We start from the raw sequence: 15,309 nt of genomic DNA, 5'->3' as shown, positions 1-15,309 counted from the left end.
AGTCTCGTCGAGAATAAAAAGACTGCCCAATGCCCCATCAACTAACTTGAGACATCTGTTGTTGATTCAGGTAGTAATAATGACCTTTTTTAGCGATTAATTCGTCGTGGGTACCGCTTTCTACCAAAATACCTTGATCTAAAACCAGGATTAAGTCCGCGTTGCGGACTGTAGAGAGGCGATGGGCAATAATTACACTTGTGCGTCCTTTAAGAATTGTTTTGAGGTTGTTTTGAATAATCCGTTCTGATTCTGAATCTAGGTGACTAGTGGCTTCATCAAACAGTAATAACCGAGGATTTCCGAGCAAAGCACGAGCAATAGCTAGGCGTTGGCGCTGTCCACCAGAAAGCATTCCGCCGCTTTCACCAATTTCGGATTCGTAACCCATCGGTAATTTTTGAATAAATTCATCGGCTCCAGCATATTTTGCTGCTTGGATAATTTGTTCTGAAGAAGCATTTGAATTAGCGATCGCAATGTTTTCGCGAACAGTCCCACCAAACAGAAAAGTATCTTGGTCTACAACGCCGATTTGGGAACGGAGCGATCGCATAGATACATTGGTGATATCGTTACCATCAATGAGGATTTTGCCATCTGTCGGTGGGTATAAACCCAAAATCAATTTACTGAGAGTTGTTTTTCCAGAACCGCTGCGCCCTACGACTGCAACCATCTGTTCTGGCTTAATTTCAAAGTTGAGATTTTCTAATACGTTAGTGTCGCTTTCTGAGTGATAACGAAACGTAACATTCTGAAAACAAATGTTACCGCGGAGTTTACCTAACGACTTGCGGGGTTTAGTTTCTAAGTCTTCTTCTGGTTCCGCCTCCAACACATCATTAATACGTTCAGTGGAAATCACGATTTCCTGTAATTCATTCCACAGCAAAGCCAGTCGCTGGAAAGGACTCAAGACGTTACCCACCAACATATTGAAAGCAACTAATTGTCCAATAGTTAGTTCGTTATTAATTACCTGGGTTGCTCCGTACCACAGCAATGAAGTATTTACAAAGGTGTGGATGACGCCACTGATAATTTGTATGCGATTGTCAATTATTTGAGCATTAAAGTCTTTTTTGATTAAATCATTTAGCAGTTCCTCCCAACGCCAACGCACTGTCTGTTCAATTGCTAATGAGCGGACGGTACGAATTCCGCTTAGGGATTCTATGAGATAGCTTTGTTCTTTGGTAGCTGCATTAAAAATATCTCTGGAGATGCGGCGTAAAATACTTGTGCTGGCCAGCGCCAAGATAAAAAATGGCGGTACAGTACACAGCACGAATAATGCCATCCGCCAGCTATAGGAAAACATCAAAGCCAGATAAACCACTAATGTCAGCATATCCAACACAATCGAGAGTGTCTGACCAGTCAGGAAGTGCTGAATTTTCTGGTTTTCTTGGATGCGCGAGATTATATCCCCAACGAAACGCGACTCGAAATAAGCAAGGGGTAAACGGAAGGTATGTTTGATGAAGCCTACGAGTAAGGCGATACTAATGCGGTTAGCAGTGTGAAATAAGAGATATTGCCGTACACCGTTGACAGCAACACCAAACAACCCAAAAACAATCATTCCCAAACCAATGGCGTTTAAGGTTGGAACACTGCGTTGCACAAGCACTCTGTCGAGCAACAACTGGGTAAATACTGGCGTTACTAACCCAAATAATTGAATTACTATTGAAGCTATGAAAATTTCTAGCAGTGTTCGATAGTGAGGTTTGACTAACTCAAAAAATTTCCAGAAGCTTCTACTTTCGTTTTTAGCACTTTTTAGTAAAGCTGTTGGTTGCAGTAACAATGCATAACCAGTCCAACCTGCTTGAAATTCAGCTTTTGTCAGACTGCGTTGACCAAGAGCCGGATCGCATACAATCACCCGCTTTTTGGTGATTTCATAGACAACAATAAAGTGTTTGCCTTCCCAGTGAGCAATTGCAGGTAAAGGTTGTTCAGCTAATTTATCAAGAGTAGCTTTCACTGGACGGGTGGCAAAACCCAGGTATTCTGCTGTTGCAGCCATAGCCTTTAAGGATGCACCGTTGCGAGTGACATTGGTCATATCCCGTAGGCGATTGATACTAAAATGTTTGCCCCAATAGTTACCAATCATCACCAAGCAAGCAGAGCCACAATCAGCTGCACTTTGTTGGGCATAGAAGGGATAGCTTTTGGTAATCCGCTTCCACCAATGCCCCATTTGTACTTTCGGACTGGGAAAGTAAAAACGTGATTTTTTTGTTGGCTGTTGTTGTGACTGCTTCTCTTTTTGGGGAAAAGGAATAATTTTAGATTTTGCAGATTGGGAAGTTTTTTCTCTAGTACCTAATCTCCTGCGATGCACTGAGCCGGTCGTTGTGTCCTCAGTCTCCAATTCCGTTCCGCTGACGCTCATGGCAAAAGCCCACTCCCCCAACTCCGGGAAGTATTCTAGTGCTGTTTGCATCTGGTCGTTTTTCAGAATGTAAGCAATCGTTGGTTGCGTTGTTTCCCAATCTCCTTGTTTTGGTTGAGCAAAGATTGTACCTGGTGTCAAAGAATCGCCTTCAGAATGCCGCAGTTGACCTTTGTACAATAGCCACAACTCTGAATTTTGGGATATTTGTGGACTTACAGAGCCATTTTCTAACTGGTGTCGCTCAAACAAAGATAAGGCTTTGAGCATTCCTGAAACTTGTGATGTATGGCGTGGGAATTGTGATACTTGGCGACATAACAACAACAAATCCCAAAGTTCTGCACGGGCAAATAGGCGATCGCGAATGTTAGGATACTTGTCTATCAACCTTTGCAATACTTCTTGCCTAAAATAGCCAAGTTTTAAGCTTGTCGAAGCTCTAGCTACATAAGGACTAAAGTTAGCTTCTGGAAACAAGGTCAATTCACCAAAAACAGACCATGCACCAAAGGTAGTAATTAAATTCTCAGAACTATCTAATAGTCGGACTTTACCTGTAAGAATAATGTATATACCAGGATTCGTCTGTGTAGATTCCCAGAATTGCTTTGCTGATTGTGGCTCCACAATCTCCATTTCTGCCAAGAAGTTCTCTAATTCTTTTTCTGAAAGTTTTGTACCCAAGGTGTACAAAATTCTTTCACCCACATGTTGCTCAGAAAGCACTGGTGGCATTTTCTCATCTCCACAAAAAAAATTTAGTTATCAGTCGGAATCCAATTCAAAACTTCATTAAAAATATTATTTAATCCCGTATTTTCACCGAGGAAACTCTAAGCTTTATTAAAGTAGAGTTTAGAGAGAAATAGTATGCTAGTTAAGCATCTATCTTTTACATACATACAAGGTATTTTTATTGAGTGGGCAATCTACTGGTTGCAGCAAGTTATTGATGTGGCAATAACTAGTGTAAATGCTAAAATATCGAGCTAGAGCTTTGTTTAGCGACATTTAGCTTCAAAAACTAACTGCATTGACAGACTTCATACAAATATGGATTGCTCATTTTTGCAATCAGCAGTAATTGTAAGTGATGATTAAGAGGAATTATTTTCGCAATATAATTTGCTGTATGCAGCAATAGCTATGCAAAATATTTCATTTATCCATCACAAACTCTCAAAGTTTTTTCTAGTTCCGGACAATGTTATGGCTGAAAGTTAGCTTTCATGCTTTTTAACAAGACCTGACTTGGAATAATTTTTAAAAGAATGTTTTCAGACATTCCTAACTTTTTAACAGCCTTGTCTTGACTTAAATGGTGTGACATAATTGTAGTTAGAAATTGCATTGAGTCGTAAATTATGTGAAAACGTAATCATTAGCAGTTGTGTGCACAAAGCCTGACAGCAAAAAAACCACAACTACAAATCTGACTAACGTTGTAGTGTTAATCAGAAATTTACACAATGTGCAATTAGCTTCCGGCATATTCCCTAGTGCTTTGGCGAGTCTAGGGGATAGTCTCCGGGATAAGTTTATCCTTATCGTGCAACCTAGAACAAAAGAAGATTTTGAGTAGGCTACAGGAAACAGAAGACGATAAAAACTATAAAGCTATAAAAGCACATCGTAATTTTGTTTAAGTAGTATTTTACCAATTAAGCAAAACTACACTTAAACAAATATTGCTTAAGTTTGCTTGGAGATTCCAGAATGGATCTTTTTCCAGCACTGCTTAGTATCTTTTAGGGAGCATCTAGCAAGTTATTTAACGTTTGTATTATACCTCCTATAGTGTAACAAATGCAAGTCACCAAAAGAGACTTACGAACATCATATTTACATACAAACATGATATTTACATAATTAGCTTACACTCCTTATGCTCTTAAATTTAGATATTTTAGTAGTTTCTTAATGTAAATTTTCTAACAAGTCACCTAATAGATGATTTTTAACAAAAAAAATATATTTCACAACCATTTATACATTAAATCTTTAAATAGCTAAGTGGCATAACATGATGGTAGCCATATCGGCAACTATTGTTTCCTTAAAGGTGACAATTAAGTTGTTTAAATTAGCTGTGAGGTAAAACACATTAATGTTGTGATCGGGCACACAACACTAGTTAACTACCCTAATCTTAGCATTTTTACCATCAAGCGCATAGCAGCAATACATATTACAGCTTGATAAAAGTTTAGAAATAACCATCATGTTTAAATGAGTCTATAGTTCAAAAAATGACAATAAATCGCAAATTCGTCTTTTAAAACCTAAGATTGCGATCCGATCGAGTAAAGTAATAAATGTATAAATTGAATGGTGGTTATAGAGCCAGTGCCCTGACAAAAGTGTGACACCATCGATTTGGTAAAATATAGAAAATCATCCATAGCGGTTCTTAATCAGATAAGGTACATCCTCAAAGTTAAAATATATATCCAGTCCAGTTATACCTCAGTAACAGAGGAACCGCTATAAAAGCAACCAATATCACTTTGGTTGCGATCGCCAATGGTGTTGCTGTATATTTATCCATTAGAAAATCTACTTGATGAGAAAATTATCCCTATGTTATCTAGGGATCTTTATATTACTCTCAGCAGAGAATATTTAAACGCTTGTTTCTCCGTGCTTGGTTCCAAACGCGGAGATTTAATTTGAATGATGATTAGCTTAAAAGACCAGTAGGCAATTCAGTTCCTAAGTTGTGGGGCGATCGCTGAATTTTTTGATTGGCTTGGCTTGCTCTATGACAGGAGTTTGTGTCATACTTACGAAAACTAAGAATTACTAAATATCGGTCGGTTTTAAGTAGTATTTTCAGAGCATTAGAAGTAATACAGTTAGGGCAATGAGGATTGGCGGTGAGGGGAGACTGGCGTCGTGCAGAAAATTGAGGCTCCTACAAACTTGAGATGCTTCCATGTTGAAAAACATCTCTGATTTAGTAGTACAGTGAATTACGAAGGAGTACTTATGTCACAGTTGGAGCAAGCAGTGCCAGATACCTTTGTAGCCCAAGGCTTAGAAACTCTCCCCAATATTTTCGACCGAGTTGAGGCTCTGGCCAAAGATTTCGCCACCCGCGCAGGGGCACACGATAGAGATGCTTCCTTTCCCTTCGAGAATTTTACAGCTTTGCATGAGGCAGAATTACTCAACCTCACCATTCCAGGTGAATTCGGTGGCCTGGATTTGGGTTTGGCAACTATCTGTCGGGTGATTGAAGGGATAGCACGTGGCGATGCTTCGACCGCATTAGTACTGACGATGCACTATCTTCAACATGCTCATGCAGCCCGTAGCCGTCGCTGGCATCCAGAAGTATATAAGCGGCTGTGTCGTGAATCAATTGAAGGCATTGCCCTGCTAAATGCAGCCCGTGTTGAACCAGAGCTAGGAACGCCAGCCAGAGGCGGATTGCCAGCGACAATTGCCAAACGAACAGCAGAAGGCTGGCGTTTAACAGGACATAAGCAATACACCACAGGCAGTCCCATCCTCAGCTATTTTGTTGTTTGGGCACGGACAACTGAAGATGAACCACAAGTTGGGAATTTTCTGGTTCCGCGCGATCTGCCAGGTTTGCGAATTGTCGAAACCTGGGATCACTTGGGGATGAGAGCTACAGGCAGCCATGACCTCATTTTAGAAAATGTATTAATTCCCACAGAGTATGCTCTAAATATCAACCCCATATCTGCTGTGCCATCTTTCGATCCGCTAATTTCCACTTGGGGCAGTTTAACAGTGAGTGCTTTATATCTCGGTGTTGCTAGTAGTGCGCGAGACTGGCTTGTTAAATATCTTTGGGAGCGATCGCCTTCTAATCTCAAAGAGCCACTGGCAACTCTGCCGCGTTTCCAAACTGCTGTAGGTGAGATAGAAGCACTGCTGTTTGCTAATAATAGATTGATTTATAGTTTGGCTCAAGATATTGACAAGGATAAGTATGAGTATAACGTAGGATTACAGGCACAGGCTGTTAAATATCTCACCACAACCAACTCGATTCGTGCTGTAGAAATTGCCTTAGAACTAACAGGCAATCCTGGTTTATTAAAAAGAAATCCTTTAGAGCGTCACTACCGTGACGTTTTGTGCAGCCGTATACATACGCCGCAAAATGATGTTATTTGCCAATCTTTAGGGAAGTCGGTGCTGAAAGTTAAGTGATTGGGGAGTGGGGCAAGTAGGAGAGCAGGGAAGCAAGGGAGCAAGGGAGCAGAGGAGAAGTTGCAGTAGAGGAGAAGTTGCAGTAAGTTTTATCTCCTCTGCCCCTTTGCTCCTCTGCCCCTTGCGCCTAATGCCCAATATTTAGTATCCAGCTTGCTTATCTACGACATTCCGCAAGGGCTGACCGTTTTGGTAGCGTTGAAGATTGTCGATAAATAGTTGTGCTATGCGCTCTCTCAGGCGTGGCGACAAGGCTGAACAATGGGGAGTGATAAAGGCATTCGGTAGCGACCATAAGGGACTTTCTGGCGGCAGAGGTTCGGTTGCAACAGTGTCTAATCCAGCACCCGCAATCCAGCCCTCACGTAGTGCGGTAAGCAATGCGGCTTCATCTACGATCGCACCACGAGCAATGTTAATTAGGTAAGCAGACTGACGCATAGAGCGCAATGCAGCTTCATCGATCGAGCCTTTAGTTTCTGGAGTTAAAGGTGTGGCAATAACTACATAGTCTGCGGCTGGGAGAAGCGATCGCCACTCATCGGCACCTACAACTTTGTCAAAATTCGGTAGAGGATCGGGATGGCGGCGACTACCCCAAACTGTAACTCCAAAGGCTTTGGCACGAGATGCGATCGCTTGACCGATATTTCCTGTGCCGAGAATTAATAAAGTCGCGTCTGCCAACTCTTCGAGAAACACTCCTCTTACCCAAGTGTGTTCATTCTGCAAAGTTTGTAATTTCCGCAGATTCTTAGCATGATAGAGCATAAATGCCAGTACAAATTCCGAAATTGGAATTGCATGAACCCCTGCGCCATTGGTGAGGATGATGTCCTTTTGCAAAAAAGTTGGCGTGAGGATGTGATTCACGCCAGCACTTGGTGACTGTTGCCAACGTAGCGCGGGTGCTGCTGTCAGTACTTTGTCAAGGGTAGAGGTTTTCAGGTAAAATCCATTGACATAAATCTCTGCATCACTGGCATCACCATCGAAATTACCTTCACTATCCACCTCCACGACATCTATATTAGATGGTAGATGTGGCTTTATATCTGCAATGAGATGATCGGGTAAAATTAGTTTCACTATTAGCTACTCCCTAATTCAATTTTGGATTTGGATTTTGGATTGTGCAACCCAATCGGCAGCACCTCTTCATTTTTAATTTTTAATTGCTTAGTATCCTGCTTTTTTATCTACTACATTTCGTAACGGTTGACCAGCTTGGTAACGCTTTAGATTGTCGATAAATAAAGCTATTGAACGCTGTTTACTTTTGGGTGAATGACCGGAAGTATGAGGCGTAATAAAGATGTTAGGAAGCGACCACAAAGGGCTTTCTGGTGGTAACGGTTCGGAGTTAACTGTGTCTAATGCTGCACCTGCAATCCAACCTTCTTTAAGCGCTTTTATTAATGCCGATTCATCGATTACGCCACCGCGAGCAATATTAATTAGGTAGGCATGATTTGGGAGCGATGCCTTCGGCGGGCTACGCCAACGCAATACAGATTCATCAATAAATTCTTTGGTTTCGGGAGTTAGGGGTGTTGCAATCACTACATAATTAACTTTTGGCAGGAGCGATCGCCATTCATCAGCACCCACTACTCTATCAAAATTTGGTAGCTCTTGGGGATGACGACGACTCCCAATAATTCCTGGATTTTTATCTAAAGCTTCTAATCTAATATGTCTATAATCTTCTGCATCATCTTTTGTTAATTTTTTGACGAACATTAGATATTTCTGTATGATTTACTTTCAATAAAGCAATATAGATTATTTATTATATTTTAGTTTATCTAGAACGTGAATATAGAAAAAATAACCCAAACCAGCACAGAGGAGAGTTGGGAGGTATTTTGATTGTTCATTAATAACTTTTTATTACTATAAATAGCTGCTTTTTAAGAGCAAGTTTTAATCTCGAAGTAGCCTATTTACCGCAGCTACCTCAAGTTTAATATTGATTGACTACAAAAAGCTTAAATTTCAACTACTCAGCTGTAATAACTGGTTGTTTACCTGAGTATTATCATTGCTCATTACTCGTTCTAAAACAGCTTCTCTGATATTGATAAACACTTCGCTACTTCGATCTCGCGGGCGTGAAAGTCTCACAGGTAAATCCATAGAAATCTTTCCTTGATCGATCACTATCACTCGGTCTGCCAACGCCACAGCCTCTTCCACATCGTGAGTAACCAAAAACGCAGTAAATCTTCGCTCTTGCCACAAGTTTTCAATCAAATGCTGCATTTCTTGGCGAGTTAGAGCATCTAATGCTCCTAAAGGTTCATCTAGCAACAACAAACGGGGCTGACTGGCTAACGCTCTGGCCAATGATACCCGTTGCCGTTGTCCTCCAGACAAAACATAAGGCCACTCATCAGCTCTATCTTTGAGTCCGACTTTATTGAGTACCCACAAAGCTTTTTCACGCCAATTACCTTCTAAGCCCAATCCCACGTTCTGAATAACGCGTTTCCACGGCAGCAAGCGAGGATCTTGAAACATCACTGTTACAAAGCGGCTGAGTCTATGTAGTGGTTCTCCATCCAGGAGTATTCCACCTGAAGTTGCTCTATCTAATCCTGATACAAGACGCAATAATGTACTCTTACCACAACCACTTCGTCCGACAATAGCGACAAACTCACCTGCTTCAACTTCTAAATTCAGCGAGTTTAAAACAGTTTTATTGCCAAAAGATTTCGTCAAATCCAAAATACTTAGTTGTGTACCCTGTACATTTGAACTCACTTGCAAAACCTCCTTTTGAGAACAATTTGAATTTAATTATTTGATGAGATGTTGAAGAAAAGAAACTACATTTAAAATCAAGATTTTTCAATCTTTGATTCTGGTAAATTTGGCATTTATGACTTTTGATAATTGGGATTCCAAGCCAAGAATTTTGTTTCTAATCCTCTGGCAACTGCATCTGCTAATTTACCTAGTAGTGCATAGATTACAATACTCAAAACCACAACATCGGTTTGCATAAACTCACGGGCATTCATTGCCATATAACCAAGACCGGAATCTGCTGCGATCGTTTCTGCCACAATTAGTGTCAGCCACATAATTCCCAACGAAAAACGGACACCAACGAGAATCGAAGACAAGGCTCCTGGAAAAATAATTTGCCACAGAAGTTGTGGTGTTTTTAATCCATAGACTTTTCCCATTTCAATCAATCCAGGGTCAACACTACGGATACCATGAAATGTATTGAGATATAACGGAAAAAACACCCCCATAGATACTAGAAATAATCTAGCTTGATCGCCAATACCAAACCAGAGAATCACTAGCGGAATTAATGCCAAATTAGGGATAGTACGGAGCATTTGTAAGGAACTATCCAATAACTTTTCTGCGATACGGGAAAAGCCATTGAGCAATCCTAAAGCGAACCCAATACTGCCACCAACTATAAAACCAGATATCGCCCGCCCAGCACTAATTCCTATATGTTGGAACAGTTCTCCAGTTGAGCCAAGTTTAATTGCTGTAGCGATTACACCACTAGGGGCTGGTAAAATCCTGCTTGAAAGTAGGCCAGTTCTAGAAGCAAGTTCCCAAAGAATTAATATGGTGACAGGCACAATCCAAGGAACTATTTTCTCGATTTGCGGGTTGTCTAACACCTCGCTCAGGGATATCTTGTTTTTGCTTTTGGTGCTTTTAAAGGTAATAGTCATGGAATTTGGGATTTTAGATTGTTCCAAAGGATGAATCTAGAAGTATCACCAACAAAATTAGTAATTTACTCTTTAATTAGAAATTACTAATTATTAGGTTATGAAGCACTTGTGAGTTGTTTCGCAAATTTTCCATTGGCGACGATTTCGCTAACAGAACTCAAGACTGGTGGTGTTAAAGGTGCAGGTTCACTTTGCAAAGGTAGGCGGGGAAATAATAATTCAGCGGTGCGATACGCTTCTTCTAAATGGGGATATCCAGAGAAAACGAATGTTTCTATCCCCAAATTGCGATATTCCAGCATCCTAGCGGCAACGGTGTCAGGATCTCCGACTAAGGCCGTACCAGCACCACCCCGCACCAATCCAATTCCTGTCCAAAGGTTGGGGCTAATCTCTAAGGCTTCTCGACTACCACTATGTAGTTGACTCATGCGCCGCTGTCCTTCAGAATCAGATTGAGCTAAGTCTTTCTGAGCTTTAGCGATCGCATCCTCATCCACATACTTAATTAGCTCATTGGCTGCATCCCAAGCAGCTGACTCGGTTTCTCGCACAATTACATGCAAGCGAATCCCAAAACGGACTGTTCTACCTTGTTCAGCCGCTAGTCGCCGAACTTCGGCAATCTTTTGGGCTACTTGTTGTGGAGGTTCACCCCAAGTCAGGTAAACATCTATATGTTTAGCAGCAACCCGCTTGGCGGCAGCAGATGAGCCACCAAACCACAAAGGTGGATAGGGTTTTTGAACTGGTGGGAATAGGAGTTTACCGCCTTTAATATCCAGGTGGTTTCCTTTAAAATCGACTGTTTCCCCACTGACAATACCCCGCCAAACTCTGAGAAATTCATCGGTTAAATCATAGCGATCGTCATGACTAAGATGCAAGCCATCCCCAGCCAGCTGTACCGGATCTCCACCTGTCACTACATTAATTAACAATCTTCCTTTAGAAATTCGGTCAAATGTTGCTGCCATCCGTGCAGCAGCACCTGGGGAAGTAATCCCTGGACGAATTGCGACGAGAAATTTCATCTGCTTGGTGACAGATATAAAAGCGGCGGCGGTTATCCAAGCGTCCTCACAAGAACTGCCTGTAGGTAATAATGCGCCCGTGTAGCCTAAACTATCTACAGCTTGGGCAATTTGTTGTAAATAATCAGGTGTGACAACACGAGAACCAATATCTGTGCCTAAATAGCGTCCGTCATGAGATCCAGTAGGGATAAACCAAAGAATTTGCATTTGTGTCAAGCAGGGTACAAGGGTATTTCCTACGATATATCGATCGAATTACCGTAGTTTATAGTCAGCATTTTACAGGAAATTATTTAAAACGCCAGTGATAGATTAACGATTCATAAAGAATAACTGCCCACAAGATTGACGTTTTCACGCACAATGCCAATAATCATGACACTTTTTTTGCAACAATAGCTGTCGTGAAGAATACAAGTTTTGTGTCAATTACCCACATTTTTGCGACTTGGAAGTGTTCATTTCTGGTTTCATCGACAGAAACCTTGCTAACTTGCACTTTCTAAGTCTGTGTATGGCACTAAGATAACGGCAAATCCATGATATAACTGGCTTTTGGATATGGGGTGTAAGTATTGGGGTGTGGGGAATTAAGAAGATGTTTAACTCCTTGACACAACTAAAATTTAATTTTATTAAACACTACACCCTACACCCTACACCCTACACCCTGCCCTGACGAGGTTTCAGCTTTTCTTAGTGCCATTCGGTTACGATCTTTGGGTTCTTGGGTTGGCTTTCAGCAAACAGCAATTCGGTTTGAGGGCAATTCCCGCTTTGCTGCGGAAGTTAAATACACTTTTAGCAAATCCTTAGCCCTTGCTATCAATGGTCTAGTGTCCTTTTCAATAGTGCCACTGTAGTTATCAACTTACTTAGGCTTAGTAGAGTGGCGGCGGCCATCTTCATGGCTAAGAATTTTGACATATTTTCGCCTGATGAAAAGTACTAGGTCTTGCATTGTACCAAGCTCTATGCAAAGATAATGCTACCAAAGTACGGTAAGTCGATAGAACTATCGTACTTGACTAACGATTGATGCTGTCAAAATATAGCTGATTAGAAAATAGTGTTTTCAATTAATGTTAATTGGCAAATAATCGCATCTAAATCAAGCTTGAGTGAATGTCAGTAGCCATTGATGAACTTTATACAGCATAACCAAAAAAAAGGATTTTAGGATGTATTAGAAGGATCGGTTCATATAGCGTGTGGTTGAGTTTCCCTTAAAAGTAGAGAAATCTTTGCTAAGGCAGTAATTGTCTGATTATAGCTGTTTTTAGGATTATTTGAAACATCAGAATTCCTAGTTACGGCGAATTTTGGATTGGACATTCAACTACTTAGTACTGGTTTCGATATTTATCAAAATTTTGCACTTTGTCAGTAGCTAAAGCCCTCGTAAATCTATGTTCTAATCGTTTTTTATAAACATTAGATCAATGATTTGTCTTGTCTATTATGTCAAATCAAGGGCGAATTTATTCATCTTTAAGGTTGAGGAGTTAAGGAGTCATGTCAAAATTTCGCTGGAATTATAGATCCATAGCGATCCTGCTTTCGGTGCTAGATATTCTAGCTATACTGGTTTTTCATCCAGCTAAAAGTCAGGCTGAATTACCTAAATCTAATGTATCTACTATTGAAGTAGAAGAGAACAAAGCTCCAGAAGCAGTTGTCAATCAAACAGTAGACACTTCAATTGCACCAGTCACTCTTAAAAAAGCTCCAAACGAACTGCAAGATCGAGTGATGCCTGTATCACAATTGTTGCAAGCTACACCGCCAACTAACCAAAAAGCCCCAAAGAATGCAGCAGGGCAAGTTACATCCGTCTCGCAACTATCAGATATTAAGCCGACAGATTGGGCATTTCAAGCATTACAGTCTCTAGTTGAGCGCTACGGTGTAATTGCAGGATATACAGATGGTACATTTAAAGGCGATCGCTCCCTAACGCGCTATGAATTTGCCGCTGGGTTGAATGCAGCTTTAGATCGCCTCAATGAACTAATAGCAACTTCGACAACAGATTTAGTCAAACGCGAAGACTTGGATACCATCAAAAAACTACAAGAACAATTTTCTCCAGAACTCGCTCAACTTCGGGGACGCGTAGATAGCCTGGAAGCACGATCTGCGAAGTTAGAAGCAACTAAGTTTACGACCACAACCAAATTTATAGGTCGAGTCCAGATTGTTGCTAGCGAACTTATAGCCGGCAATAACGTTGTCACCAAGAGACCAGCACCTAACAATGTCACACTTCAAGGCTCAACGACTTTACGGTTAAACACCAGTTTTAACGGAAAAGATTCACTAGGTATAACAATAGGAGGTGGAAATATTGAATCATTAGGACAAGCACCACCTACTCCGCTAAATCTAACAGGTGGATTATTGGGAACTTATGAGGGGAGAACTGCTGATAACTCCAGCATTACTTTTGCACGCAACACTCTTATTCTCAGTGGTGTTCGCTATCGGTTTCTACCTTTTCCAAATACCCAAGTCAACATTTATCCCTTGTCTGATGGAGCTAGTGAGATAGGTCTTTCTGGCCCCATTAACCCATATTTTGAATCGTCTTCTGCGACTGGTGCTAATGGAATTTCACGATTTTCACGGCGGTCTTTGGTCTATAACTATGGAGATAGCGGCCCTGGAATTGCTGTACTCCAGGGATTGGGCAAGCAACTTCAATTAGGGCTAGCGTACAGCGCACCAAACGGTGGTAATCCCACAACTAATAACGGCTTATTTACAGGCAGATATTTAGCTTTAGCACAGTTAATATACTACTCTTCTAATCGGAATTTTCGGGTGGCGGCAACTTACGTCAATACCTATAGCCCACCAAATACCATAGGTTTTAGTGGAACAAATTTCGGTCCAGCAGTCGGGAGTAACCTAGTAAACAGTACCGTGGCTGGAGCCGCAACTGTGGGCAACCTTTATGGTCTACAGGCGTTCTATCAAGTTAATCCCAAGTTTGCAGTTAATGCGTGGGTAAGTTATGCAGCACACCGCTATTTGGGGCGCGGAGATGGCGAAGCTATGGATTGGGCGGTAGGACTGGCATTCCCGGATCTTTTTAGTGAAGGTGCTCTAGGGGGGGTTTTAGTTGGTATGGAACCAAAAATGATTAGTCTCAGTAGGGGTGTAGATTTGGGAACGGGTGCGGGCCAAGCAGACAAAGATACTTCCCTACACGTTGAGGCATTCTACCAATATAGAATCGGAGATAATATTGAGGTTACGCCAGGTTTGATCTGGATTACTGCACCGAACTCAGATTCCAGCAATCCTGATAGTTTATTTGCTTGGGTTCGTACTGTTTTTAGGTTTTAACCTTTGACACTCCCCGGACTGAATAAAAATTTGCTGAGGTTTAATCAAAAGTCCAGGGATTCTTGAGTCTTAAGGGAGCCAATGTTAGTGCCCCAAGACAAAGCCCAATCCAATTTCGCGTCTTTTCTATCTAGACAAAACCGTTTAGAAAAATTTATTAAACTACTGTAAATTTATCGAATTTAAATATTTTATCAACCAAAATTAGACCACTACACAAAAGACGTTACAAAGCAAGTTATTGAGAAAGATAACTCAGTTGGTTTTACATAAATTTACGTTTGGAGTTGTTTGGTAAAATGCTTGCTTTTTGTTGAAAACTGTGAAAAACTTTATTATGCTAAAAACTACGGTTTATCGATCGGTTTAAAGTATTTAAGTAATGTCAAGCTAATCAGAACCTGTATTAAGGGGTCGCAATTTCTAGATTTTTAAATATTTATTTTGCAGTATGGATGGGGTGAAGACTTGATGCTTAGGAGTTATGTAAAAATAACTTGAACAATTAACTGACTACTTTGGGTTTGATAATATAGTTCCACTCACCATGAAAAGAATTTCGTTCGATTGCGATAGTATCAAGCTCTTGGTCTGTAACCTTGAT

7 protein-coding genes and 1 pseudogene are annotated in these 15,309 nt (G+C 40.9%); 2 read left to right on the top strand and 6 right to left on the bottom strand.

Annotated features, from left to right (window positions below; all coding sequences use genetic code 11):
* Positions 1-37: 37 nt before the first annotated feature.
* Positions 38-3,148, bottom strand: coding sequence for a peptidase domain-containing ABC transporter (locus AC1F2U_RS16180; RefSeq protein WP_480262018.1), 3,111 nt, complete (start codon positions 3,146-3,148; stop codon positions 38-40).
* Between the two features lie 2,253 nt (positions 3,149-5,401).
* Between AC1F2U_RS16180 and AC1F2U_RS16175 the strand changes: the two genes are divergently transcribed.
* Positions 5,402-6,601 carry an acyl-CoA dehydrogenase family protein gene (locus AC1F2U_RS16175; protein WP_480262017.1) on the top strand — a complete coding sequence of 400 codons (1,200 nt, stop codon included), beginning with the start codon at positions 5,402-5,404 and terminating at the stop codon, positions 6,599-6,601.
* Between the two features lie 141 nt (positions 6,602-6,742).
* Here the strand turns inward: AC1F2U_RS16175 and AC1F2U_RS16170 are convergent, their stop codons facing one another.
* The 5 genes and pseudogenes from AC1F2U_RS16170 to ssuD form a co-directional block, all read right to left on the bottom strand.
* Positions 6,743-7,693, bottom strand: a complete 951-nt coding sequence (locus tag AC1F2U_RS16170) for a D-2-hydroxyacid dehydrogenase (protein ID WP_480262112.1) — start codon at positions 7,691-7,693, stop codon at positions 6,743-6,745.
* A gap of 87 nt (positions 7,694-7,780) precedes the next feature.
* Positions 7,781-8,263, bottom strand: a pseudogene (locus AC1F2U_RS16165) (NAD(P)-dependent oxidoreductase); the annotation flags it as partial.
* Positions 8,264-8,599: 336 nt separating this feature from the next.
* A complete protein-coding gene (locus AC1F2U_RS16160) occupies positions 8,600-9,370 on the bottom strand; it encodes an ATP-binding cassette domain-containing protein (RefSeq protein WP_334716765.1) in 771 nt (256 codons plus the stop codon).
* A gap of 116 nt (positions 9,371-9,486) precedes the next feature.
* Positions 9,487-10,314 carry an aliphatic sulfonate ABC transporter permease SsuC gene (gene ssuC, locus AC1F2U_RS16155; protein ID WP_480262016.1) on the bottom strand — a complete coding sequence of 276 codons (828 nt, stop codon included), beginning with the start codon at positions 10,312-10,314 and terminating at the stop codon, positions 9,487-9,489.
* Positions 10,315-10,412: 98 nt separating this feature from the next.
* Positions 10,413-11,561: an FMNH2-dependent alkanesulfonate monooxygenase gene (ssuD, locus tag AC1F2U_RS16150; protein ID WP_480262015.1), complete on the bottom strand. Its 1,149-nt coding sequence runs from the start codon at positions 11,559-11,561 to the stop codon at positions 10,413-10,415.
* 1,308 nt (positions 11,562-12,869) lie between these two features.
* Here ssuD and AC1F2U_RS16145 point away from each other — a divergent pair.
* Positions 12,870-14,705, top strand: a complete 1,836-nt coding sequence (locus tag AC1F2U_RS16145) for an iron uptake porin (RefSeq protein ID WP_480262014.1) — start codon at positions 12,870-12,872, stop codon at positions 14,703-14,705.
* Positions 14,706-15,309 lie beyond the last annotated feature (604 nt).

It is taken from the genome of Nostoc sp. LEGE 12454 (assembly GCF_056620565.1).
Note: the sequence above shows the minus strand (reverse complement) of the source record. Positions and strands in the feature narration are given on the sequence as shown.